Source organism: Nonomuraea sp. H19 (assembly GCF_052068215.1).
Taxonomy (GTDB): domain Bacteria; phylum Actinomycetota; class Actinomycetes; order Streptosporangiales; family Streptosporangiaceae; genus Nonomuraea.
Genome location: NZ_JBQHCV010000054.1, coordinates 1 through 22,408, shown reverse-complemented (window position 1 = coordinate 22,408; position 22,408 = coordinate 1). Strand labels below are relative to the sequence as shown.

Genomic DNA, 22,408 nt, shown 5'->3' with positions numbered 1-22,408 from the left:
TGCCGATCTGATCGGCAACGGCCCTTCGACGTCTGCGGCGCGGTCGGTCACGCTTTGAGGTCAGCCGGGCGCGAGCACCGGGCGCGCTTCCGGCCAGTTCGCGCGTGCGGTGGCCAGCTCGGCCTCCAGCGCGTCCATCGCGGCGTCGAGCTGGTCGTCCGACAGGTACGGCGCGGGACCGAGCCGCAGCATGTGGCCGCGGCTGTCGGCGAGGACGCCCCGCGCGGTCAGCCCATCACGCAACCGCGCCGCGTGCGGTGAGCGGAGCGCGAGGAAACCGGCGACGCCCGCCAGCGGCGTGCCGGTGTCCCTGCTGATCAGCCCGCCGGTGTCCATGGCGTCGAAACGCGCGCACAGCCTGGCGAGCTGGCGCTGGGAGACCACGCGCAGCAGCTCGGGCGTCAGGCCGTGCTCAGCGAAGAAGCTGAACACGCGTGCCGCGCGGTAGTGACTGGTCGGGTCGTAGGTGGCGCCTGAGAAGGCCTGCGCACCCGGCGGATAGGCCACCGCGTCCGGCCCCGTCTCCGCGGCCAGGTCGGCGAACTCGGCGAACCAGCCGGTGATCACCGGGCGGAACCGCGCGGCATGCGGCGGGACCCGCAGGAAGCAGTTCCCCTCGCCGAGCTGGAGGTACTTGTACCCGCCGCCGACGACCCACGCAGAGGGGAGCGCCGCGGCGGAGAAGGGGACGACGCCGAGCGCATGGTAGGCGTCGACGAGCAGCTGCGCGCCCCCGCGGTCACACGCCTCCGCCAGCGTTCCGAGCTCCGGCACGATCTTGGCGGTCTCGTACATCACCGATGAGACCAGCACGGCCGCGGTCCTGTCGTCGACCGCCTCCGCCAGCCGTTCAGACAGGGAGTCGACGGGCTCCGCGGGCACGCTCACCAGTTCCAGCCCTTCCTCCGCCAGCCGGCCGAGCTGGCGGCGCAGCGTGTGGAACTCGCCGTCGGAGGTCACCAGCCTGGGCCGGTCGCCAAGCGGCAGCGCGGACAGGAAGCGGATCACCAGCTCGTGGGTGTTGGAGCCCAGGGCCAGTTCGGCAGCGGGGTCGTCGAGCACGCGCCTGAAGCCGGCCCGCACCGCCTCCGCCTTTTCCATGGCGCGTGCCCACTTGGCGTCCACGTCGAGCGCGGCGTCCTGGAACGCCTCCAGTTGACCGTCGAGCGCGACGTCCGGCCAGGCCTGGTGCGAATGGCCGGTTAGCAGCAGGCGTTCTGAGACGCGGAACATCGTGTAGTGCGGCGCGAGATAGGCGGCCAGGTCGCTCGTCATGCGCCACGCACCTCCCACAGCACGGGGAAGGCCGGGGTGGCCCAGGTGGTGCGTAGGTGGGCGGCGCCGGAGGTGCCGCCGGTGCCGCGCCTGGCCCCGATCATGCGCTGCACCATCTTGCTGTGCCTGTAGCGCCATTCCTGCAGCAGCTGGTCCAGGTCGAGCAGGCCCTCTGCGACCTGGGCCGGCACCAGGTCGTCCTGGTTGACCTGCACGAGCACCTCACGCACCCGCTGGGTGGCCTCGAAGGGCAGGGCGGGATTCCTGCGCAGCACCTCGGCGGGAACCGGGTAGCCCTGCAGCGACAGGTAGCAGAGGAAGGAGTCGAGCAGGGGCGGCCTGTTCATGGCGGCCTCGATGCGCAGCCGTTCGGCGCAGCCTTTCTCGTAGTGTTCGAGCGCCATGCGGTCACGCGCTCCCAGCACTGCCTCCAGCTCGCGAAACTGCGCGGACTGCGCGCCGCTCGCGGAGCCCAGGCAGTCGCGGAAACCGGCGAACTGCGCGGGCGACAGCGTGTCCATGACGTCCATCTGGTCGACGGCCACCTGGAGCACGGTCACGCAACGCCGCAGCGTGTGCAGCGCGGGGCCGCTGTCGCCGGCCTCGAGGCGTTCCTGCAGGCAGGTCAGCTCGTGCAGCAGCAGCTTGAACCACAGTTCGTAGACCTGGTGCACGACGATGAACATCATCTCGTCGTGCGCGCGCGAGCGTGGCCGCTGGGTGTCGAGCAGCCGGTCGATCTCGAGGTAGGAGGCGTAGGTCAGCTGTGTTCCCTGTGCCAGCGCGGCGCCGTTCATGCCGCCGCCTCCAAGGCTCGCCTGTCCACCTTGCCGGAGGCGGTCTGCGGCAACGCGTCCACGAACATCACATCCCTTGGATACTTGTGCGGCGCCAACCGCGCCCGCACGTAGTCCTTCACCTCCTGCGCCGTCAGGGGTGCGGCGGCCACCACGTACGCACGGGGCAGCACCAGCCCATCCGCGCGGTAGCCCACCACCGCGCAGTCGGCCACCGCCCGATGGCCGCGCAGGCAGTTCTCGATCTCGGCGGGCGCCACCCACACGCCACCCACCTTCAGCAGGTCGTCAACACGGCCGTGATAGTGAAAGAAACCGTCGGCGTCCCTGCTCACCAGGTCGCCCGAGCGCACGGTGTGCGGGGCCACGAAGGTGGCCGCCGACTTGACCGGGTCCTGCCAGTACTCCAGCGCCACCGCCGCACTCGTGATCTCCAGACGGCCCACCTCCCCATCCGGCACCGGCCCGCCGCGCTCGTCCACGACCCGCAGCCGGTAGCCGGGCACCGCGGTGCCGAGGCTGCCGGCGCGGCTCCGGCCCGGGCGGTTGGACAGATAGATGTGGTACGCCTCGGAGGAGCCCAGACCGTCGACCACCTCGACGCCGAAGGTCTCCAGCCACCTGCGGTGCAGCTCGGCCGGAAGTGCCTCACCGGCCGAGACGCAGACGCGCAGGCTGCTGAGGTCCTGGCGGGCGGCGTCCGGGTGGGCGAGCATGGCGCTCATCATGGTGGGCACGTTGACCAGGATCGTGGGCCGGTGCTCGGCGATCAGCTCGAAGATCCGCTCCGGCGTGCTCCGCTCGGGAAAGACGATCCCCGCCGCACCCACGCCGAAGGGGAACAGCGCCGTCAGGTCACGCGCGTAGCCGAAGAACAGCTTCGGCACCGGCAGCACCACGTCGTCCCGGCGCAGGCCGAGCAGGCCCCTGCCGTACCCCTCGAAGCTCAGGTGCGGGCTCCTGGCGGGCAGTACGCACGCACGCGGCGCTCCTGTGCTGCCCGTGGTGAACTTCCACAGCGCGACGTCGTCAGGCGCCACGGGGACCGGGTCCAGCAGGTCGTCCTGCGCGCTCACCATCGAGCCGAAGTGCCTCTCGCCGGGCAGGAGCTCATGTTCCGCCACGCCGGCCACCAGGAGGCCGCGCGCCCCCGCAGCGCGCAGCCCGTCAAGCGCGGCGGCGTCCGTGACGACGACACGGGGCTCGGCGTAGTCGAGGAAGTAGCGGTAGTCCTTGGGCTGGAGATAGGTGTAGATCTCGGCGGTGACCGCGCCGATGAGCTGCGCGCCGTACCACGTGGCGACGAACTCCGGGCCGTCGCTGAGACAGATCAGGACGCGGTCGCCGCGGCGAACCCCCAGGGCGCGCAACGCGTTGCCGGTTCTGGCGGCCAGCGATCGCAGGTCCGCGTAGCTGAGCGGGCCCGATGGGGTGATGAGCGCGGTCCTGTCGCCGTCGTTCCTGTCGAGGAACCGCTCCGCGATATTCAGGGAATTCATGGGTGCCTCCTTCTCTTCTCACGGTGCCTGGCGGTCCGTGGCGAAGGGAGGCGTGGAGCGGGCAGCAAGATGGGGCTTGCTGGCAGGTTTGTGCCAATTTCTCGCCGAATGCGGGAATGAGGGTGAGCGCGTGATGTGTTCCGGGCGGGTGTCGTTCTCACCGATGGCGGCGGATACCGCGGGCCAGGCGCGGGAGAGCGGGTCGATGAGTTTGAAGTGGCCGACGTCAGGCAGTTCGACCAGCCTGGCGGCGGGATTTCGCGCGGCGTAGCGGCGGCTCATCTCGACGGGCACGACCCGGTCCTTGACGCCGTGCACCAGCACCAGCCTGCCCTCGTTCCGCCAGGGAAGGCGCATGGTGTCGACGCTGTGTAACAGCTCGGTGCGGCCGCCGACCAGCGCGGTACCCGCTCCCCCGCCGAGGCCGTCGGCCACCGTCCGGCCCACGTCCGACAGGGCGGCCAAGGCCACGACGCCGCTGATCTCTCCACCCGAGCAGCCGTGCCAGAGCGCGAGGTGCCCACCGGCCGAGTGGCCCACCAGGACGACGGGGCCGCGGGCGGGCACCTCGGCCAGGATCGTGGCGACGGCGGCGATGATGTCGTCGAAGGTGCCGGGATAGCCGCCGCCTTCGTGTCCGATGCGGCGGTACTCGACCGAGCAGACGGTGTAGCCGTCGGCGGCCAAGGCGTCGGCCATGGGGCGAACGTGGAGGCGGTCGTACTCGGCTCGCCAGAACCCGCCGTGCACGAGGATGACGACCCCGCGTTCCCCTCCCTTGAGGAGGTCGATGACCTGTTCGGGGTGGGGGCCGTAGCGGATGACCCGGTCTGGCCGTCTGACGTGGCGTGATAGCAGCTCGTTGTAGGGCATATCGCGAGCCTACGGACGCCGGCGGCCGCCACCCATGGCTGCCGCTGGCAGGAAGGTGCTGGTGGACGGCATCAACAGGACGGCGCGTAGCCGCCCGGCGGAGTCGCGTCCGGGCCACCATAAACCGTGAAGGTCGCGTCCTCGGAGCGTCCGGGACGCGACCTTGTGGCCCACGAGCGCAGGCTCAGCCGGTGGGCACCGATGGCCATGGCGACGTGACGGAGTAGAGCTCGTTGTCGGTGTTGGGACGCATGAGCGCGCTGCGGGTTCACGCTCTGGATGTCGGTGATCAGAAGAGTTCGAAGGCGTAGGGCGACTTGTGCCATCTGAACGCAGTGGAGGCCTCGGCGAGCGCCCCGTGCCGTACCTCCTTGACCAGGCCCGCGTCGACCAGCGCCGACAGCGAGGTGCCTCCCATGTAGGCCGCCCCGAGCGCGCGGACGTCGAACCACAGCTCGGGCTGCTCTGAGGTGGGCGTGCAGGTGGCCGCCTCCGGCGAGCCGGTCAGCCGCCAGGTGCCCGAGTTCTCCGGCATGAAGTCGTCGGTCACCTCGATCACGACGTCGATCGGCGTCGCGTACCTCCTGGCGGCCAGCGCCTTGGGCACGTCCACGACGCGGATCCACAGCGCGTCGCACAGGTGCGCGTCGAGCTGGCGCGGCTCGCCGACCCAGTAGTACAGGGGCTCGTCGACGCCGACCGCCCAGGTCGAGGCCGAGCGGGTGAGGTCGACGGACAGCAGGAATCGCCACAGCGCCCGGTAGGCCTCGGGGGTGGTCGAGACCTGCTCGATCACGACGGTGTCGCCGATGGGGCCGTTGGCGGTCCAGTTGCTCCTGACCCGCCACAAGGCGTAGCCGTCGATGCCGTCATCGCCCTCGTGGACCGCGACGCGCAGCGCGGAGGCCCCCTGGCGCATCGCCATCGTGTCGGCCAGCCGGTAGTCCCAGTGCGCGGCGGTGCGCTCTGACCAGCCGGGGCGGTCGGCATAGACCTGGTCGTAGACCTTGACCAGCGCGTCGCGCAGGTCGGCGACCGTCCCCTCGACGATCCTGCCGGGCTCCTCGCCCTTGGGCACGGTGACCTCGCGTGCGTTGACGTTGAGCCCGAGCCTGCGCACCGACAGGCCATAGCCGAAGCGGTGGTAGATGCGGCCCTCGCTGGCCCAGCAGAGCGTGATGGGCTCGCCGAGCGCCCGCGCGTCCTCGAAGTGCTTGCGCATCAGGCGCGTGAGGATGCCCTGGCGTCGCATGGTGGCCGACACCGCGCCCCTGCAGCCGTGCGCGGCGGGCACCACCGCGCCCGGGACGGCGATCTGGCGGGTGTTCGCGCCGAGCGTGCCGACGACGCGGCCGCCGGCGCGCACGATCAGCGAGCGGCCCGGCTCGAAGAGCGGGCGCTCTGCCTCCAGGCTCTGCGGGTCGCCGTCGATGTTGATGCCCGCGGAGAACATCGCATAAATGTCCTCCCAATCCTCATGGGTTGGAACCTCGATCGTCACTTCATCGTTCTGGACAGCCATGACCAAAGCCTCCGGATTGTCGATGCCTTTCGTATGGTCGCGTGGCCACGTCCCGTGATTCACCTCTTGAATTGCGCACAGTTCCGCATCGAACGACCAGAGAAGACATACACCCCTCGGAAAGCACTCTCGGAGAAGACCGGTGGCCACACTTGCGGCATCTTGAAAGGATCTGTGCCCGGCAGCCGCTCCAGGCGGCACGCCTCAGTCAACAGGAGAGCGGAGAGTCTCACATGGATGTGAAGTCGGCAGACGGTACCACCATTGCCTACGATCAGTCAGGTTCTGGTCCGGCGGTGGTGCTGGTCCAGGGCGGGTTCAGCGATCGGACGCACCCGATTTGGGCCGGGCTGGCGGCCGCGCTGTCGGGGGAGTTCACGGTCTACAACTACGACCGGCGGGGACGCGGCGGCAGCGCCGACAACGAGTCGTACGAGGTGGAGCGCGAGATCGAGGACCTGGCCGCGGTGATCGAGGCGGCCGGGGGCTCGGCGGCGGTGTTCGGGGGGTCGTCGGGCGGGGCGCTGGCGCTGCGGGCGGCCGCGGCGGGGCTGCCGATCACCAAGCTGGCGGTGTATGAGCCGCCGTTCATCGTCGACGACAGCAGGGCGCCGATCGCCGAGGACTTCCGCGAGCAGCTGGCCACGCTGGTGGCGGAGGACAAGCGGGGCGAGGTCGTCGAGCGGTTCATGGTCGAGGCGGCCGAGGTGCCCGCCGAGATGGTCGGGCAGATGCGGGAGTCCCCGTTCTGGGAGGGGATGACCGCGGTGGCGCACACGCTGGTGTACGAGGCCGCGGTCTGCGGGCCGGGCAACCGGCTGCCGGTCGAGGACCTGGAGAAGGTCAAGACGCCGACGCTGGTCCTGGCCGGCGGCAACAGCGCCGGCTGGATGCAGTCGGCGGGCAAGGCGGTGGCGCAGACGGTGCCCAGTGCGGAGTTCACCGTGCTGGAGGGCCACGGCCACGACATCGCCCCTGAGGCGCTGGCGCCACCCCTGGCCGCCTACTTCCGCGACTGATCAAGCGGGGCAACGTCAAAGATGTGCCGGACCCTGCTCTCGGCCGACGATGGATCAAAGACCGAGAGGAGGTGGACGCACATGGAGATCACCTGGGACCTGGGCGAGGTCGACGAGAGCGCCGAGGAGTTCGACGTGCTCATGACGAAGTCGTACTGACCGGCGTCGTCCCCGGGCGGCCGGGACAGCCGAATGGACGTCAACGGGGCGGCCGCCACGTGACAAGCCCCGGCGTCCGTGTCACTCCCCGAGGAGCTCGGCATGTCACCTGTCCAGGCGCCCAGCGCACCCGTGCTGCTCCCGCTGCTCGGCGGCGCGCTTCACCTCGCCTGGGTGCGTGACGAGGCGGGAATCAGCGGCGGCGCGTGCGACGCGGATCCTGATCGTGCGCGTGTGCGTGCCATGGGCGAGCACGCCCAGCACGTGAGCCACTTGTCGGCGCGCGACACCCTGCGGACCCGCGGGGATCCAGGCGGCCTTCCCACCGTCGAACCCGCGGGGATGCCGCGCTCGAAACCCATGCGCTGGGTGGTCGGATCAGCCGCGCGTGATGGCACGCCTGTCGCGGTGCCCGCTCAGGCCGTCCTGCTCGGCTGGGATCCGCCGCCTCCCGAGGAGCGATGGTGCGTGCAGACCTCCGTCGGCACAGCGGCGGGCGCCGACCCAGGACAGGCGAGGACGGCGGCGCTGCTCGAGGTCGTCGAGCGGCATGTGCTGAGGCGGGGCTGGCGCACCGGCGACATCCGCTTCGAGCGGCTCGACCACCTGCACGAGGCCGTGCTGCCGGCCAGGTTGCTCGACGCCTTGCGCGGCCACTCGGTGACGCTGAGCACCGTCCGCGTGGCGGGCATCAGCCCCGACGTCGTGCTCGCCCTGCTGCATCGGCCCGGCGGCCAGGCGCTGACCTGTGGCGCCGCGGCCAGGTACGGCACCGCGCACGCCGTCAGGCACGCCGCCTACGAGGCGGTCGCCGCCAGGCTCGCGCTCAGCCGCACCCGCCCGTCGTCGGCGCTGCAGGCGCGCGAAAGGGCACGGGGACTGGCCGTGGCCGCCGCCGGCCGTACACACCTGGCTTTCGTCGAGGCCAGGACCATCGGCGAGGGAGACCTGCGAGACGGGCCCGTGGCGCTGCTGGACCTCGCCGACCGGCTCTTCGCCAGGCAGCCTGCCGAGGTGGAGCTGCCCGACGCGCACGGTCATGTGGTGCGGCGGGTCGTCTGCCACCGCTCGGAGGTGTTCGAACCCCTCATGCCATCAGATGACGGCCTGCCGTGCCCCGTGGCCTAGGAGCTTCAGATGCCCGCGTTCACCCATCTTCGCGACGAGTCTCGCCCGTTCAACGAGCTGAGCTTCCCCGAGGTGACCGTGCTCGACGTGGGCGAGTTACGCAGACGCTGGTCAGCGTGGTTCGATCTGGGCGATTCCGCTCCCGTGCCGCTGCGCTCCCGGCACGCCGCCTACCTGGCCCGCATGCTGACCGGCGAGGCCGACCCCGTCACATCCCCCTGGTTCAGCACGGTCTCGGTGACCAGCGCTCGCTACCAGGTGGTCGTCCAGGCCAGGAGCCGTGAGCACCTGTGCGCCCACCCGGCGGAACTGCCGCAGGCGCTGCGGACGCCTCGCTGGCGCGTCCTGATCGAGCACGTCTCGCGCTGGGCGGAACTGCCGGCGTCCGAGCAGGCGATCGTGGTGTCGCTGCTCACCCAGCTCGGCTTCCACAGGACCGTCATGCGGCTGGCCGGGACGCTGTCCATGAGCGCTGAGGCGTCGCGCCAGCAGCTGGTGTACGAGATCGGCAGGGCGGCCTTCCAGCTCAACAGGAAGTCGCCGGTGCCCCGCGAGATCTTCGGGCGGCTGGCGGAGCAGGCCGCCCGGCCGGCGCTACGCGTGCTGTCGGCGCTGCAACTGGTCTCCGCGCTGTCACGCGGACGCGATCACAAGAGCGCGGCACATTGGCTCGGCGTGGCCACGCGGGAGGTGGACGAGCTGAGCCGCGAGCCTGCCTGGCTGGCACACCTGGTGACCAGCCGATACCACCGTGCCGCCGCCCTGCACGAGCTGTCGAGCGGTGACCTCGAGCCGGTGATCGCGCACATGCGTGCCGCGCTCGACCACGACGACACGCTGGCCGGACTGATCGACGACCCCGTGCGGGCCCACTACCAGCACGAAAACCGCGGGCTGGTGCTGGAGGCCTACCTCAAGCTCGACACCTTCGCCCGGACGGCACACGCCCCCGCCGACGCCGTCGGCCAGCTCCAGGCCCTCGACCCGGTCGACCCGGAACCCCTGTACGCGATCGGCGCCTACCGCGCCGGCCTCGAGGACTGGCAGGGGGCGCGCGAGGCCTTCTGGCAGGCCGCACGCTCCGGCACGTTACGCGGCGCCGAGGCCGCCCGCGCCGCCGCCGTCTGCTCGCGCAACCTCGGCTTCGAAGGGGACGCGGAACTCGCCCATCGGCTCTGCCTGGAACTGGACCCCGCCGCGAAGGACACCCCATGACCTCCCCCACGGTCTTCTCCACCGCCCCCGACTTCCCCAGGCTGTGGGCTGCCACGTCGGTCTCGCTGCTGGGCAACGGGATCTCGTCGGCGGCACTGCCGCTGTTGGCCGCCACGCTGTCCAGCGACCCGCTCGTGGTCTCCTCGGTGATCGTCGTGAGCAGGCTGCCGTGGCTGCTGTTCGCGCTGCCCGCGGGGGTGATGGCCGACAGGTGGGACCGCAAGCGTGCCATGTGGCTGTCCGACCTGGTGCGTGCCGCGCTGACAGCCGCGCTGGCGGCCGCGGTGTTCACGCAGACCGCGAGCATCGCCGTGCTCATGCTGGCCGGCTTCCTCATCGCGATCGCGGACACGGTGTTCGACAGCGCCAACGCCGCCGTGCTCCCCAAGGTGGTCGCGGGCGAAGCGGACCGGATCCAGCAGGCCAACTCGTGGCTGGTGGCCTCGCGTACCACGGTCGAGTCTTTCGTCGGCCCACCGCTCGGCGGCCTGCTGTTCACCTTCTCCAGGGCGCTGCCGTTCGTGGGCGACGCGCTGTCCTTCCTGGTGAGCGCGTTGTTCCTGCGGAGCATGCGTGGTGACTACCACGTGAGGCGCGACGCGCTCGGCGGGACGAGCCTGCGGCAGGCGGTCAGGGAGGGTTTCTCCTGGTTGTGGCGTCAGCCGGTGCTGCGCGCGATCACCGCGATCGGCGGACTCTTCAACGTCGCGTGCCTGGCGGGCAACGCCATCTTGGTGTTGTTCGCCCAGCAGGCGCTCGGGCTCGGCGCCTTCGGGTTCAGCCTCCTGCTGGCGGTCGGCGCCTTCGGCGCGTTGTTCGGCGCCGCGCAGGCAGGCAGGTTGAACCGGTGGTTCGGCGTCGCGGTCAGCCTGCGCCTGTCACTGGCGGGAACAGGGCTCGCCTTCCTCATCGTCGCCGTCGCGCAGGACGTGTGGGTCGCCGGCCTGGGCGAGATCCTGGCGGGGCTGGCGGCCGCGATCTGGAACATCAACCAGATGTCTCTGCGCCAGGCCGGCACACCGGACCACCTGCTCGGCCGGATCACCGGCGTGCACCGCCTGGTGACCTACGGCGGGATGCCGGTGGGCGCGCTCCTGGGCGGCGTCCTCGCCTCGCTGCTGGGGCTACGCGCCTCGTTCACCGCCGCGGGCGTGATCCTTTTCGCGCTCGCGGTGTTCGCCACTTTCACGATCACCCGGTCACGGGTCGCCGTACTGACCACGGGCAACTAAGGAGTGCACGATGTCGACCAACAACCTGGAACGCGTCCTCGCCCATCCGCGCGAGGCCGTGTGGGCGGCCATGTTCGCGCCTGAGGCGGCCGAGCACTGGCTGGGCACCGTGGCGAGCATCCTGCCGGAGCGCGAGGGCGCCGCCTTCTGCTGGCTCTACGACCCCGGCGCGCGCCTGCCTTTCGCCTATCCCGGCAGGATCGTGGCGCTGACGCGGCACCGCAGGCTGGAGCTGGTGTGCTCGCTGTACTCCTGCGAGGCCGAGGTGCGGATGACCTTCGAGCTGACCGATCACGGCGATGGGCACACCAGGCTCACCCTGCGCCAGGAGGGCTTCCCCGAGGAGGGGAACGGCAGGTTCGAGCGCGACGGCTTCCTGCATCACTGGGACCACTTCCTCGACCTGCTCGGCGACTACCTGGACGGCACGCCGCACAACTACCACACGATGCACAAGACCGAGCTCGGCGTGATCCCCGTGGGCGCGATCCGTGGCGAGGGCCTGCTGGTGCAGGACGTGGCGGTCGGGACGCCCGCGGCCGGCGCAGGGGTGCGGGCCGGCGATGTGATCAGGGGCGCGCGGGACGCGGCCTTCGACAGCCTGGACGACCTGGACGCCTGGGTGGAGAGCCACCGGCCGGGCGACACGGTGGAGCTGATGATCGGCGAGCGCTTCGTGCCCGTGACGCTCCGCGCCAAGATCTATGCGCCTGCCTGACCGGGCGGTCCAAGGGCTGCCATCACCGTTCCTCCGCTCGCAGGTGGACGGCGGACTGCCGTCGTTCGCGCTCACCCCACAAGGCCCCGTGGTCAGCACCGACGCCTGGTCGGGCCGCCACCTGGCGCTCTGGGCCGACGGCGGCTGGAGGCGGCTCACCTCGGGACCGCTCTGGCACACCGCGCCGCGCTGGGAGGACGGCCTGCTCACCACCGAGGTCTACGACGACCTGGCGGGCGAGCACGCCGTCACCCGCGCCATCTGGCCGCACGAGCATGAGCCCTGCCGGCCGGCCCCGGAGGAAGGGCACGTCCTCACCCATCCCGTCGTGGGCACGGTGACGCTGCCTCCCAAGGCCACCGTGGAGGACGTGGCCACGGCGCCCGACAAGATCGCGATTCTGCTGCGCCGCGGCCGCGCCCGCCGCGTCGTGTGCGCGGGTCGTACCTGGACCCGCCACTGGGACGGCCCCGCCGCGGCGCTCGGCCCCTGGTTGCCCGGCGAGGAGCTGACGCTGGTCGTGGAGTCGTGGCCAGGCAGGTCGGCGCAGGCGTGGCAGGTCCGCAGCGGCACCCTTCGCCCTCTCACCAGAGCCTCCGCGGCGGTGGTGCACGAGGTGCGGCGCGACGGCGACCTGCTCGCGCTCACCTGGACGTCGGGCGACCAACCGAGGCGGCTCCATCTCACCGAGCTCGGCGGCCCCCCGGTACGACTGCGCGCCGCCCCGGAAACCCACGGGCTGCCTCCCACGAGGCACACGCTGGTAGAAGGCAGGCTCCCCTGCGTGATGCGCGATCCGGCGGGCGTACCACGCGGCACCGTGGTGCTGTTCCACGGCGGGCCGAACGGCGCCAACCTGGCCACCTGGTCGCCGCTGGCGGACTCACTGGCGCTCGCGGGCTGGCGCGTGGTGCAGCCCAACCTGCGCGGCAGCAGGCTCATCGACCCCGCGGTGTCCGCGCCGCTGCCCGAGCGGTACGGCGCCGACGACGTGGACGACGCGGTGAAGGTGCTGCGCGAGACCACCGTGGGTCCCGTGGTGACCGGCGGGCTCAGCTACGGCGGCTATCTGGCCTCACGTGTCGCGCTGGCGGCCCCTGAAGTGCGCGGCGCCTTCCTGCTGTGCTCGTTCCTGCGCTCGGCGGACCTGCGTGAGGCCGGACACGCCACCGTCAAGGCCTTCATGAGGACGGCGAGGTTCGCGCCCGATGACACGCTCGCGGCGGTTCCGCTCTTCGTGGCGCACGGCGACAGGGATCCCCGCATCCCCGTGGACGCCGTCCGCGCCCATCTCCCGCGCCTGCACCCGGACTCCGAGTGGGTGGAGCTGGCGGGAGAGGGCCACGGAATGCTCACCGACCAGGCGGCCAGGCAGGTCTTCCCTCGCCTTTTCCGCTGGCTGGACCGCCTGGGGTGAGCCTCAGAGCTCCAGCTGCCCGTGGAGGTCGGCGGTCAGCCGCTTCAGCAGCTCGCCGAAGTCCTCGACCATCGTGTCGACCGTCTGCTCGCCGTACAGGTTGGTGTTGAAGGCGAGCGAGCCCACGATGTCGCCGATGGAGTCGATCTCCAGGTGCCACATGGCGCCGTCCGGCACGTCGCCGCCGTCCCACTGGGACACCTGCCTCCTGCGGAGCACCGAGTACTGGAGCGCGCCCGCGCTCCCGCGCTCGCCGCCGAGCGGTGACTTGAAGACCTGGAAGGCGACCACGGCGCAGTCGTCACGGGTCACGGGGGTCATCAGCTCCGGCGCCACGCCGAGGACCTGCCCGAACGGCAGGTCGTGCGCGTACGCCTCGACGCAGGTCTGCCGGGTGCACGCGATCACGTCTCGGAAGGTACGGCAGTCCGCCAGATTCATCCGCAACGGCAGGTAGTTGAAGAACGACCCGACGGTGTCGTGGAATCGGGCGGGCCCGCGGCCTGAGGAGAAGCTCGGCACGACGACGTCGGCGGTTCCCTCACGCCGGCCCAGATAGACCGCGTACGCGGCGAGCAGCACCATGAAGGGCGAGCTCCGCGTCTCCTTGACGATGTCCTTGACGGCCTGGGTCAGCGTGCTGGGGAAGCTGAACCGCCGCCAGGCCGTGGTCTTGGGCAGGCCCGCGGATCGCAGGTGATCGGTCTTGGTGCCCAGGACCTGCGCGCCACGCAGCTTGTCACGCCAGTAGCTCAGCGACCGCTCGTTGTCGCCCTGGCCGGCGCCCGCGCGTTCCCAGTCCACGTAGTCGCGGTACTGCGGCACCTCCGGCAGGGACGGCGGCCGGTGCCCCGTGCGCACGGCGTACTCGTACGCGAGATCCCGCATGATCAGCTGCATCGACCACTCGTCGACGGCGGTGTGGTGGGCGATCAGCCCCAGCACCGCGTCGTCGTCGTCGAAGCGGCCGAGCACCGCGCGGATCAGCGGCAGCTCCTTGATCGGGAACGGCTCCGCCTCCGCGTCGTTGAGCAGTTCCTCCGCGCGCCTGTCCCTGTCGTCGCCCGGCAGGTCGCGTATGGTCAGCCGGACCTGGCTCGGCGGATGGACGACCTGGTGGCCGTCGCCGCTGCGGACGATCTCGGTGCGCAGCGCCTCGTGCCGCGCCACCACCTCGTCCAGCGCCTCCTGCAGCACGGCGGGGTCGACGGGCCCGGTCAGGCGCCAGCCGCAGACGATGATGTAGCGGGGACCGAACGGACCCGCCTCGTCGCCCTGGTCCCAGGCGCGCAGGAACCCCTGGTTCCACGAGAGCGGAAGCAGCTCTGTGACGCTCACTATTTCTCACTCCTCGCCAGTGACCTGGGCTGGGGCGCGCGCCGCGGCGACTGCGCGGGCGTGCCGACCCAGGGCAGCGCGTTCCACAGGATGCGGGCCAGCATGGGCGGCTTCATGAGCGCCTCCGGCCCGTCGACGAGCCCTGCGCCGCGCATGTAGGCCCCAGCCACGTCAGGGTCCTTGGTGGCCGCCTCCTGCACGAGGCCGAGGAAGGCCTGGGCCACGCGGACCTTGGCGCCGCGCTCACCCTCCACGCCCGGGAAGCCCATGTCGACCGTGTGCGTCATCTCCCACGGCTGGTCGATGACGTTGCGCGCCAGATCGCCGAAATACTGGAAGGGGTCCGGCAGCGCGCCGGTGTGCAGGTGCTGGCGGATGACCAGGGCGGAGAGCGCGGCCACGGTCATGCCCTGCGCGTAGACGGGGTTGAAGCAGCACACCGCGTCGCCCGTCACGAGCAGGCCGTCGGGGAAGCGCGTCATCTTCTCGTAGCGGCGCCGCAGCGTCGTCGGGAAGCGGAAGGCGACGGGCTCGTCCAGCGGCTCGGCGTTCTGCACGGCCTCGTAGATGTCGGGCGTGGCCAGCGTCTTCAGCCACGCGTACAGGCCCTCCTGGTCGGTGGGCGGGTGGTCGCCGAGGATGCCGTACGTGGTCAGCTCGACGCGGTCGCCGTCGGTCTTGGTGAAGATGGCGCCGCGCGGGAGGTCCTTGTTGGCGACCGGGTTGATCGACAGGTCGCCGTGGTACGGGTCCTCGGTGAGCCGGTAGTGCTGCGTGACGTAGCCGAGGCCGATCTTCGTACGCTCCTCCTCGACCCGGGGGTAGCCCTGGGTCTCGAGCCAGACCGGCGTGCGGGAGCCGCGCCCGGTGGCGTCCACCACCAGGTTGGCGGAGATGACGTGCGGCTCGCTCTCACCGTCGAGCGGCTGCACCTTGGCCCCGACGACCCGGCTGCCGTCGGGGGTGAACTCGAGGCCGAGGATGTCGTGACGCTCGGCGAAGACCACGCCGGGCAGGACCCTCGTCCGCTCCCTGATGTGGTGCTCCAGCTTGGGGCGGCTGGCCGCCACGCACACCAGGCCCGCGTGCTGGCGCTGGAGCGGCTTGCCGTTGAAATACCAGCGCACGTCACCGGCCAGGTCGCCGGTCGGCACGCCGTCGGCGAACAACCCCTCGGTGATGCCGGGATACAGTTCCTCCATCACCTGCTGGCCGCGGGCCAGCAGGCCGTTGATGTGCCGGCTCTGCGGGCATCCGCGCCGCGGGCCTTGCACACCTATCAGCTCGTCGCGGTCGACGATGACCACCTCGTCGTAGGCGTCGGAGAGCACTCTGGCGGCGAAAAGCCCCGCGAGACTGCCGCCGAGCACCACCGCGCGGGTCTTTGACTCATCACCCATCGGATCGCCTCCTGCGCGCTTTAGCGTTCACCACAGGGTCACATCGGAGAAGATGCGTAACATCTTCTGAATTGCTGGCCGCGCGACAGCGCAATTCTTCAGAAATTCCGCGCGGGGCGGCATGTGATTCTGACCCCATGAACGAGTTTTCCGACAAAGCGGTTCTCATCACCGGCGGCGGCAGCGGCATGGGGCTGGCCACCGCACAGCGGCTCCTTTCCGAGGGCGCGCGGGTCGTGCTCGCGGGACGCAGCCCCGAGCGCCTGGACAAGGCGGTGCGCGAGCTCGACGCGGGCGGCCGCGTGCTCGCCGTGCCCACCGACGTGTCGCGCCCGGCCGAGGTCGGCGCGCTGGTCTCGCGCGTCGAGGAGGGCTTCGGCAGGCTCGACGGCGTTTTCGCCAACGCGGGCGTGGCCGGCTTCTCGCGCAGCGGCGACGTCACCGAGGAGGCCTTCGACGACATCGTCGCCACCAACCTCAAGGGCGTCTACTTCACCATCCAGCAGGCGGTGCGGCTGATGACCGGCGGCGGGTCCGTCGTGGTCAACGGATCCTGGCTGGCGCATCGCGGGCTGGCCTTCACCTCTGTGTACGCGGCCAGCAAGGCAGGGGTGATCAACCTGGTGCGTACGCTGGCGGCCGACCTGGCGCCCAGCGGCATCCGGGTCAACGCGATCAGCCCCGGCTACATCGTCACCGAGATGTTCGAGGCGATCTCCAACACCCCCGAGGCGCAGGAGGCCTGCCGGGCGCAGGTGGCGCTCGGGCGGCTCGGCACCGCCGAGGACGTGGCCGACGCGGCGGCGTTCCTGCTCTCGCCGCGCTCGTCGTACATCACCGGCCAGGAGCTCCGGGTGGACGGCGGGCTCACCACCTCTGTGCCTCTCTGATCCGGCGGCCTGCTCATTCGAAGTCCGCACGTGGCGAGATGCGGCGGGCAGATGGCCGCACAAAAGATGGAGCAGGGCATTCCGAGAGAAAGGAACCCAACGTGACCTCCACACCCCCTGCCGTGCGCGGAGATCTGCCCGCGCTAACGGGAATGCGCATCATCGCCGCGTTATTGGTCTTCCTGAGCCACGTCATCTTCCCCTTCACGCAGGGGAACCAGAATATGGCCACCCCGTACGCGGACGACGGCATCACCCAGACGCTGATGTGGCTGTTGTATCCCGGCGGTTCCATCGGAGTGTCGTTCTTCTTCATCCTGAGCGGCTTCGTGATCACGTGGGCGGCCAAGCCGGGTGACCGGATCCGCACCTACTACCGGCGCCGCGTCGTGAAGATCATGCCGAACCACGTGGTGACGTGGGCGCTTGCCATGCTGCTGTTCGCCGGCTCGTACACGGTCCTGTGGGGCCTGCCGAACCTGCTGCTCCTCAACGTCTTCGTCAACGACAACGCCATCTGGGGCGGCGCGAACATGCCGGCCTGGTCCCTGAGCGCGGAGATGCTGTTCTATCTGCTCTTCCCCGCGCTGATCATCCCGATCAGGAAGATCGCCGACAACCGGCTGTGGCTGTGGGCGGGGCTGGCCTTCGTCGGCATGGCCCTCATGTGCCTGGTCACGCTGACGCTGGTGCCCGACGCGCCCAAGTACCCGGGCGAGGCGCTGTCGCTGCCGCAGTTCTGGTTCATCTACCTGTTCCCGCCCGTGCGGCTGTTCGAGTTCGTGCTTGGCATGATCCTGGCCAGGATCGTCGCCGCGGGCAGGTGGCCGCGCATCGGGGTGCTCCCCGTGATGGCGCTGATGGTGATCGGGTACGCGGCCACGTTGTACGTCCCCTGGCCCTACAGCGTCTCCCTGGTGACCGCCATCCCCTTCGCGCTGGCCATCGGCACCTTCGCCCAGGCCAACCTGGAGGGCAGGAAGACGTTCTTCGGCACCAGGCCGATGGTCTGGCTGGGACAGATCTCCTTCGGCTTCTACCTGACCCAGTCCATCGTCCTGTACTGGCTGCGCGAGGCGGTGCTCGGCAAGGCCGAGTACGGGCCCGTGGGCGGCACGCTGCTCGTGATCGCGCTCGCCGGCGTCACCGTCGTGACGGGCTGGCTGCTCTACACGCTGGTGGAGCGCCCGGCCATGAAGTACTGGAGCAGATCCCGCAAGCCTCCGGTCCAGCCGGAGCCCGCCGAGCAGGCGCCTGTGGGCGCGCTGACCAACTGAGAGGAAGGGACCCTAGATGGACGTGAACGCACCGGCGAAGGCCGGCACCCGCGAGTGGCTGGCGCTGGCCATCCTGGCCCTGCCGACGCTGCTGCTCTCGATCGACATGAGCGTGCTCTACCTTGCGCTCCCCCACCTCAGCTCGGAGCTGGGGGCCTCGCTCACCCAGCAGCTCTGGATCACCGACATCTACGGCTTCGTCATCGGCGGCCTCCTGGTCACCATGGGCCGGCTCGGTGATCTGATCGGGCGGCGCAAGCTGCTGCTCATCGGCGCCGCCGCCTTCACCGCCGCGTCGGTGCTGGCCGCCTACTCCTCCAGCGCCGAGATGCTCATCGTCTCCCGCGCGCTGCTCGGCGTCGCCGGCGCGACGATCATGCCGTCGACGATGTCGCTGATCGCCACCATCTTCAAGGACCCCGCGCAGATGGGCACCGCCATCTCGGTCTGGATGGCCTGCTTCATGGGCGGCGTCGCGCTCGGCCCCGTGGTCGGCGGCGTGATGCTGGAGAACTTCTGGTGGGGCTCGGTGTTCCTGCTGGCCGTGCCGGTCATGGTGCTGCTGCTCGCGGCCGGGCCCGCGCTGCTGCCCGAGCACCGCAACCCCGAGGGCGGCCGGCTCGACCTGCCCAGCGTCGCGCTGTCGCTGGCGGCCATCCTGCCCTTCGTCTACGGGCTGAAGGAACTGGCCAAGCACGGCTGGCAGCTCTGGTATGTCGTCGCCATCGTGGTGGGCCTCGCCTTCGGCCTGGCGTTCGTGCGGCGGCAGCGCAGGCTGGACTCGCCGCTGCTCGACATGAAGCTGTTCAAGCTGCCGGTCTTCCGGGCCGCGGTGTCGATCATGATTCTCGGCGGCATCGTCAACGGCAGCTTCTTCCTGGTCAGCATGTTCCTGCAGACCGTGGTCGGCCTGTCGCCGCTGCAGACGGGCCTGTGGGTGCTGCCCTCGACCGCGGCCACCATCGCCAGCGTGCTGCTGGCCCCCGTGATCGCGCGCAAGCTGCGCCCCGGGTACGTCATCGCGGCGGGCCTGGTCGTCATGGCGGCCGGTTACTTCGTGCTGAGCCAGCTCGACGTCACCTCCGGCGTGGGCATCGTGCTGACCGGCCTGGTCATCGGCTCCATCGGCGCGGGGCCGATGGGCGCGCTCGGCAACGCGCTGATCTTCGGCTCCGTCCCGCCCGAGCAGGCGGGCTCGGCCTCCGCGGTCTCCGAGACGGGCGGCGAGCTGGGCATCGCGCTCGGCGTGGCCGCGCTGGGCAGTGTCGGCACCGCCGTCTACAGCGTGCAGATCGCCGGCACGCTGCCCCCGTCCGTGCCGCCCGCCCTCGCGGACACCGCGAGCGAGGGCATCGCTGGCGCGATCAACGCGGCCCAGCAGGTGGCCGCACCCGTGGCCGCCGAGCTGCTCGCCGCCGGGCGCGAGGCCTTCACCACGGCGGTCACCGCAGCCACCGGCGTCAGCGCGGTGCTGGCCCTGTGCCTGGCCGCCGTCGCGCTGATCACGCTCAGGAAGGTGCCGCCGGCTTCCGAGCAGGCCATGGGGGAGGCGCCCGAGGAGCCTTCCGAGGAGCCTTCCGTGGACGCCGCCGAGGAGCCCGCGTCGGCCAAGGTCTGACACCGTCCGAATCGCTGAGTTCTATGGGAGACCACAGTGGAAAGACGCTGCCCCGTTCTCGACACCATCGGCCGTGACATCCATGCGGAAACCGACTTCCTGCGCGCTCAGGGCCACGCCGTCCAGGTGGAGCTCCCCGGTGGGGTGCTCGCCTGGTCGGTCAACACCCACGAGGCGGTCAGGCAGCTGCTCGCCGAGCCCAACGTCACCAAGAGCGCGCGCAACCACTGGCCCGCGTTCATCAACGGCGAGATCCCGCCCGACTGGGAGATGATCAGCTGGATCGCCATGGACAACATGGTCACCGCGTACGGCAAGGACCACGTCCGGCTGCGCCGGCTGGTCGGCAAGGCCTTCACGCCGCGCAGGACCGAGGCGATCAAGCCGCGCATCACGGCGCTGACGAACCAGCTCCTGGACGCGCTGGTGGCGGCGGAGCCCGGCGAGGTGGTCGACCTGCGCGAGCGGTTCGCCTACCCGCTGCCGGCCATGCTGGTCGCGGACCTGATCGGCATGTCGGAGGAGGCCCGCGCGGCCACCGCCAAGGTCATCGACATGATGGTGGACACCACGGTCACGCCGGAGCAGGCGCAGGCGATCCTGTCCGGCTGGCGCGGCGCCATGGCCGAGCTGATCGCGGAGAAGCGGCAGAACCCGGGCGAGGACATCACCACCGACCTGGTGACCGCGCGCGACACCGACGGCTCGCGGCTGTCGGAGGTCGAGCTCACCGACACGATCTTCGCGATCCTCGGCGCGGGCTCGGAGACCACGATCAACTTCTTCGACAACGCGATCACCGCGCTGCTCTCCCACCCCGAGCAGCTCGACCTGGTCAAGTCGGGCCAGTCCACCTGGGACGACGTGATCGACGAGGTCCTGCGGGTGGAGTCGCCGCTGGCGCACCTGCCGCTGCGGTACGCCGTCACGGACATCCACCTCGACGGCGTCACCATCCCCCAGGGCGACCCGATCCTGATCAACTACGCCGCGGTGGGCCGCGACCCGGCCCTGCACGGCGCGGACGCGGGCACCTTCGACCTCACCCGGCCGAACAAGGAGCACCTGTCGTTCGGGTACGGCCCGCACTACTGCCTCGGCGCCTCCATCGCCAGGGCGGTCGCCACGATCGGGCTGTCGTCGCTGTTCGAGCGGTTCCCCGAGCTCAGCCTGGCGGTGGACAAGCAGGACCTGGTGCCGCTGCCGACGTTCATCATGAACGGGCACCGGGCGCTTCCCGTGCGCCTGACCGCCCCGGTTCCCGCGGCAGTGTCCTAGACACGTGAAGAGCCTCCGCACCGTCCGGGTGCGGAGGCTCTGTCATGCGGCCTGCGTCATGCGGTCGGCGTCATGCGGTCGGCTCGCGGCGGCCACGGGGACGCCGGAGTCGGGGACGGCCAGCCACCACGGGTTCGCCCTGGCCCACTCAATGGTCCGCGCGACGCCCTCGACCAGCGAGGTCGTCGCCTCCCACCCAAGCAGCCTGCGCGCCTTGGTGCTGTCGGGCACGCGTCGTGGCACGTCCTCGTAGGCGGGCCCCAGGGCGGCGCGCGCGTCCACCTCGACAGTCCTGGCCCCGGTCAGCGCCGCGACCGTGGTGATCGCCTCGCGCACGGTGCTCTCGGTCATGCTGCCCAGGTTGAACACCTCGCCGGCGCCGCCCTTGTCGGCGACCAGCAGCGTGCCGGCCACCGCGTCCGCCACGTACGTGAAGCACCGGGTCTGCCGGCCGCCATCGTAGAGCGCGAGCGGCTGCCCGTTGAGCGCCCGGTGCACGGTGCGGCTGATGACGAAGGCGGGCCGCTGGCCGGGGCCGTAGGCGTTGAAGTAGCGCACGATCGCGGCGTCCAGCCCGTGTTGCCGGCAGAACGCCAGCGTGAGGTGCTCGGACATCGCCTTGGCCGAGGAGTAGGTCCAGCGGTCCGCGGCGGTGGAGCCGAGCACCCGGTCGGCGTTCTCCGCCCACGGCACGGCGGGGTTCTTGCCGAACACCTCGCTGGTGCTGGCGACCACCACGCGCGCGCCGGCCGCGGCGGCCCGCTCCAGCACGTTCCTGGTGCCCTGGAAGTTGACGTCGATCACGTCGAGGGGGCGGGCCAGGTAGCGGTCCACCCCGACCTCGGCGGCCAGGTGGTAGACGACGTCCACCCCCGGGCCGATGGCCTCGGCCAGTCGCGCCTCGTCGCGGATGTCGCCGGTGACCGTGCGCACCAGCGGGTCGGGCTCGCGGTCGAAGACCGTCACCTCGTCGCCGCGGGCGAGCAGCGCCCGCACCAGATGCCTGCCGATGAAGCCGGAGCCGCCGGTCACGACCGCGCGTGCGCCTGCCATGTCAGCCCGTCCTCGAATGGTCGGCGGAAAAACACATGAGACTCTCCCTCGAAGAAATGGCGTGAATGAACAAAAGGACAACGCGTTCCGCCGCCGTCCCGCCGGTCTTCTTCTGCATTCTTTCATTCTTTTTCTCTGGCGATTTATTCGCTCTGACACAGATAATTCTGTGTCACGCGTGCCGGCCGGACCAGAGAAACTGATGTCCGCAACATGTCTGGCGATATCCACTTCCTGTCAACCGTGAAGTTGCCTCGCCTGGCCCGACGCGGGGGGCAACCGTCCGGGCTTCCACGCGGAAATCCCCCTCACCGATCGCTCAGCCGTTGACGTACGGGGCGAGCGCCACGGCCAGGAGGCCACCCATGAGCCCGACCAAGAACCCCCTGATCAGCACCGCGCGGACACGGCAGATGACTTCTGGCCCGGCTCCGGGCGCCTGAAAGGCCACTTCCCGATCCCGGGAAGTGGCCTTCAAGTTGCGGTAGAGCCTATGAACGTGAACGGGCTAGCTGAAGGAAATCTGCTTGGAGCCGAGGAAAACGGCCTCGTTCCCAGCACTGACGTAGCAGGCGGTGGTGGCGCAGTTCACCGCGCCCACTGCGGTCCCCTCAGGGCTCACGCCTTGGAAGCTCTTCCGGACGGTGAACGGTGAGTTGACCGAACCACTGGCATCCGTGGTGACCATCTTGGCCGACTC

General features: G+C 70.5%; 21 protein-coding genes. 11 read left to right on the top strand and 10 right to left on the bottom strand.

Annotated elements, in window-relative coordinates; all coding sequences use genetic code 11:
- Nucleotides 1-60 precede the first annotated feature (60 nt).
- The 5 genes from ACTMTI_RS53725 to ACTMTI_RS53705 form a co-directional block, all read right to left on the bottom strand.
- Nucleotides 61-1,275: a kynureninase gene (locus ACTMTI_RS53725; protein ID WP_441128836.1), complete on the bottom strand. Its 1,215-nt coding sequence runs from the start codon at nt 1,273-1,275 to the stop codon at nt 61-63.
- Complete coding sequence (locus tag ACTMTI_RS53720) at nt 1,272-2,072, bottom strand: tryptophan 2,3-dioxygenase (protein WP_441128835.1); 801 nt, start codon at nt 2,070-2,072, stop codon at nt 1,272-1,274. The genes ACTMTI_RS53725 and ACTMTI_RS53720 overlap by 4 nt, the downstream gene beginning before the upstream one ends.
- Entirely contained in the window at nt 2,069-3,571 is a 1,503-nt protein-coding gene (locus ACTMTI_RS53715; RefSeq protein WP_441128834.1) for a benzoate-CoA ligase family protein, read from the bottom strand. Before ACTMTI_RS53715 ends, ACTMTI_RS53720 begins: the two co-directional genes overlap by 4 nt.
- Before the next feature lie 18 nt (nt 3,572-3,589).
- On the bottom strand, nt 3,590-4,444 hold the full coding sequence (locus tag ACTMTI_RS53710; RefSeq protein WP_441128833.1) for an alpha/beta hydrolase: 855 nt from the start codon (nt 4,442-4,444) through the stop codon (nt 3,590-3,592).
- Between the two features lie 289 nt (nt 4,445-4,733).
- Nucleotides 4,734-5,966: a GNAT family N-acetyltransferase gene (locus tag ACTMTI_RS53705; protein WP_441128832.1), complete on the bottom strand. Its 1,233-nt coding sequence runs from the start codon at nt 5,964-5,966 to the stop codon at nt 4,734-4,736.
- Between the two features lie 296 nt (nt 5,967-6,262).
- Here ACTMTI_RS53705 and ACTMTI_RS53700 point away from each other — a divergent pair, with 296 nt between their 5' ends.
- The 7 genes from ACTMTI_RS53700 to ACTMTI_RS53670 all read left to right on the top strand — a co-directional run bounded on the left by ACTMTI_RS53700 (nt 6,263) and on the right by ACTMTI_RS53670 (nt 12,854).
- Nucleotides 6,263-6,985 (top strand): alpha/beta fold hydrolase, encoded by a 723-nt coding sequence (locus ACTMTI_RS53700; RefSeq protein ID WP_441128831.1) that lies wholly within the window; start codon nt 6,263-6,265, stop codon nt 6,983-6,985.
- Between the two features lie 21 nt (nt 6,986-7,006).
- Nucleotides 7,007-7,144: a hypothetical protein gene (locus ACTMTI_RS53695; protein WP_441128830.1), complete on the top strand. Its 138-nt coding sequence runs from the start codon at nt 7,007-7,009 to the stop codon at nt 7,142-7,144.
- Nucleotides 7,145-7,246: 102 nt separating this feature from the next.
- On the top strand, nt 7,247-8,272 hold the full coding sequence (locus tag ACTMTI_RS53690; protein WP_441128829.1) for a YcaO-like family protein: 1,026 nt from the start codon (nt 7,247-7,249) through the stop codon (nt 8,270-8,272).
- A gap of 9 nt (nt 8,273-8,281) precedes the next feature.
- Nucleotides 8,282-9,487 carry a hypothetical protein gene (locus ACTMTI_RS53685; RefSeq protein ID WP_441128828.1) on the top strand — a complete coding sequence of 402 codons (1,206 nt, stop codon included), beginning with the start codon at nt 8,282-8,284 and terminating at the stop codon, nt 9,485-9,487.
- Nucleotides 9,484-10,719, top strand: a complete 1,236-nt coding sequence (locus ACTMTI_RS53680) for an MFS transporter (RefSeq protein WP_441128827.1) — start codon at nt 9,484-9,486, stop codon at nt 10,717-10,719. The genes ACTMTI_RS53685 and ACTMTI_RS53680 overlap by 4 nt, the downstream gene beginning before the upstream one ends.
- A 10-nt stretch (nt 10,720-10,729) precedes the next feature.
- A complete protein-coding gene (locus ACTMTI_RS53675) occupies nt 10,730-11,437 on the top strand; it encodes an SRPBCC domain-containing protein (protein ID WP_441128826.1) in 708 nt (235 codons plus the stop codon).
- Nucleotides 11,424-12,854: an alpha/beta hydrolase gene (locus tag ACTMTI_RS53670; RefSeq protein ID WP_441128825.1), complete on the top strand. Its 1,431-nt coding sequence runs from the start codon at nt 11,424-11,426 to the stop codon at nt 12,852-12,854. Before ACTMTI_RS53675 ends, ACTMTI_RS53670 begins: the two co-directional genes overlap by 14 nt.
- Nucleotides 12,855-12,857: 3 nt before the next feature.
- On the opposite strand, the gene ACTMTI_RS53665 is transcribed toward ACTMTI_RS53670, so the two are convergent.
- Both ACTMTI_RS53665 and ACTMTI_RS53660 read right to left on the bottom strand, forming a co-directional pair.
- Nucleotides 12,858-14,192 carry a condensation domain-containing protein gene (locus ACTMTI_RS53665; protein WP_441128824.1) on the bottom strand — a complete coding sequence of 445 codons (1,335 nt, stop codon included), beginning with the start codon at nt 14,190-14,192 and terminating at the stop codon, nt 12,858-12,860.
- The gene (locus tag ACTMTI_RS53660; protein ID WP_441128823.1) at nt 14,192-15,592 is read right to left on the bottom strand and encodes an FAD-dependent oxidoreductase; all 1,401 of its coding nucleotides are present in this window, start codon (nt 15,590-15,592) and stop codon (nt 14,192-14,194) included. The genes ACTMTI_RS53665 and ACTMTI_RS53660 overlap by 1 nt, the downstream gene beginning before the upstream one ends.
- A 137-nt stretch (nt 15,593-15,729) precedes the next feature.
- Here ACTMTI_RS53660 and ACTMTI_RS53655 point away from each other — a divergent pair, with 137 nt between their 5' ends.
- From ACTMTI_RS53655 to ACTMTI_RS53640, 4 genes are all read left to right on the top strand, one after another.
- The gene (locus ACTMTI_RS53655; RefSeq protein WP_441128822.1) at nt 15,730-16,482 is read left to right on the top strand and encodes an SDR family NAD(P)-dependent oxidoreductase; all 753 of its coding nucleotides are present in this window, start codon (nt 15,730-15,732) and stop codon (nt 16,480-16,482) included.
- 101 nt (nt 16,483-16,583) lie between these two features.
- Nucleotides 16,584-17,759: an acyltransferase family protein gene (locus ACTMTI_RS53650; RefSeq protein WP_441128821.1), complete on the top strand. Its 1,176-nt coding sequence runs from the start codon at nt 16,584-16,586 to the stop codon at nt 17,757-17,759.
- Between the two features lie 16 nt (nt 17,760-17,775).
- Nucleotides 17,776-19,377, top strand: a complete 1,602-nt coding sequence (locus ACTMTI_RS53645; protein WP_441128820.1) for an MFS transporter — start codon at nt 17,776-17,778, stop codon at nt 19,375-19,377.
- A gap of 36 nt (nt 19,378-19,413) precedes the next feature.
- On the top strand, nt 19,414-20,655 hold the full coding sequence (locus ACTMTI_RS53640; protein WP_441128819.1) for a cytochrome P450 family protein: 1,242 nt from the start codon (nt 19,414-19,416) through the stop codon (nt 20,653-20,655).
- A 42-nt stretch (nt 20,656-20,697) separates the two neighbouring features.
- Here the strand turns inward: ACTMTI_RS53640 and ACTMTI_RS53635 are convergent, their stop codons facing one another.
- The 3 genes from ACTMTI_RS53635 to ACTMTI_RS53625 form a co-directional block, all read right to left on the bottom strand.
- Nucleotides 20,698-21,708, bottom strand: a complete 1,011-nt coding sequence (locus ACTMTI_RS53635) for an NAD-dependent epimerase/dehydratase family protein (RefSeq protein ID WP_441128818.1) — start codon at nt 21,706-21,708, stop codon at nt 20,698-20,700.
- A 319-nt stretch (nt 21,709-22,027) separates the two neighbouring features.
- On the bottom strand, nt 22,028-22,159 hold the full coding sequence (locus tag ACTMTI_RS53630) for a hypothetical protein (protein ID WP_441128817.1): 132 nt from the start codon (nt 22,157-22,159) through the stop codon (nt 22,028-22,030).
- Nucleotides 22,160-22,216: 57 nt separating this feature from the next.
- The coding region (locus tag ACTMTI_RS53625; protein WP_441128816.1) for a neocarzinostatin apoprotein domain-containing protein at nt 22,217-22,408 on the bottom strand (192 nt) is incomplete at its 5' end.

Excerpts from the sequence above, each read along its gene's own strand:
- ACTMTI_RS53725 (WP_441128836.1), bottom strand. The coding sequence starts at position 1,275 with ATGACGAGCGACCTGGCCGCCTATCTCGCGCCGCACTACACGATGTTC.
- ACTMTI_RS53720 (WP_441128835.1), bottom strand. The coding sequence starts at position 2,072 with ATGAACGGCGCCGCGCTGGCACAGGGAACACAGCTGACCTACGCCTCC.
- ACTMTI_RS53715 (WP_441128834.1), bottom strand. The coding sequence starts at position 3,571 with ATGAATTCCCTGAATATCGCGGAGCGGTTCCTCGACAGGAACGACGGC.
- ACTMTI_RS53710 (WP_441128833.1), bottom strand. The coding sequence starts at position 4,444 with ATGCCCTACAACGAGCTGCTATCACGCCACGTCAGACGGCCAGACCGG.
- ACTMTI_RS53705 (WP_441128832.1), bottom strand. The coding sequence starts at position 5,966 with ATGGCTGTCCAGAACGATGAAGTGACGATCGAGGTTCCAACCCATGAG.
- ACTMTI_RS53695 (WP_441128830.1), top strand. The coding sequence starts at position 7,007 with ATGTGCCGGACCCTGCTCTCGGCCGACGATGGATCAAAGACCGAGAGG.
- ACTMTI_RS53690 (WP_441128829.1), top strand. The coding sequence starts at position 7,247 with ATGTCACCTGTCCAGGCGCCCAGCGCACCCGTGCTGCTCCCGCTGCTC.
- ACTMTI_RS53685 (WP_441128828.1), top strand. The coding sequence starts at position 8,282 with ATGCCCGCGTTCACCCATCTTCGCGACGAGTCTCGCCCGTTCAACGAG.
- ACTMTI_RS53680 (WP_441128827.1), top strand. The coding sequence starts at position 9,484 with ATGACCTCCCCCACGGTCTTCTCCACCGCCCCCGACTTCCCCAGGCTG.
- ACTMTI_RS53675 (WP_441128826.1), top strand. The coding sequence starts at position 10,730 with ATGTCGACCAACAACCTGGAACGCGTCCTCGCCCATCCGCGCGAGGCC.
- ACTMTI_RS53670 (WP_441128825.1), top strand. The coding sequence starts at position 11,424 with ATGCGCCTGCCTGACCGGGCGGTCCAAGGGCTGCCATCACCGTTCCTC.
- ACTMTI_RS53660 (WP_441128823.1), bottom strand. The coding sequence starts at position 15,592 with ATGGGTGATGAGTCAAAGACCCGCGCGGTGGTGCTCGGCGGCAGTCTC.
- ACTMTI_RS53655 (WP_441128822.1), top strand. The coding sequence starts at position 15,730 with ATGAACGAGTTTTCCGACAAAGCGGTTCTCATCACCGGCGGCGGCAGC.
- ACTMTI_RS53645 (WP_441128820.1), top strand. The coding sequence starts at position 17,776 with ATGGACGTGAACGCACCGGCGAAGGCCGGCACCCGCGAGTGGCTGGCG.
- ACTMTI_RS53635 (WP_441128818.1), bottom strand. The coding sequence starts at position 21,708 with ATGGCAGGCGCACGCGCGGTCGTGACCGGCGGCTCCGGCTTCATCGGC.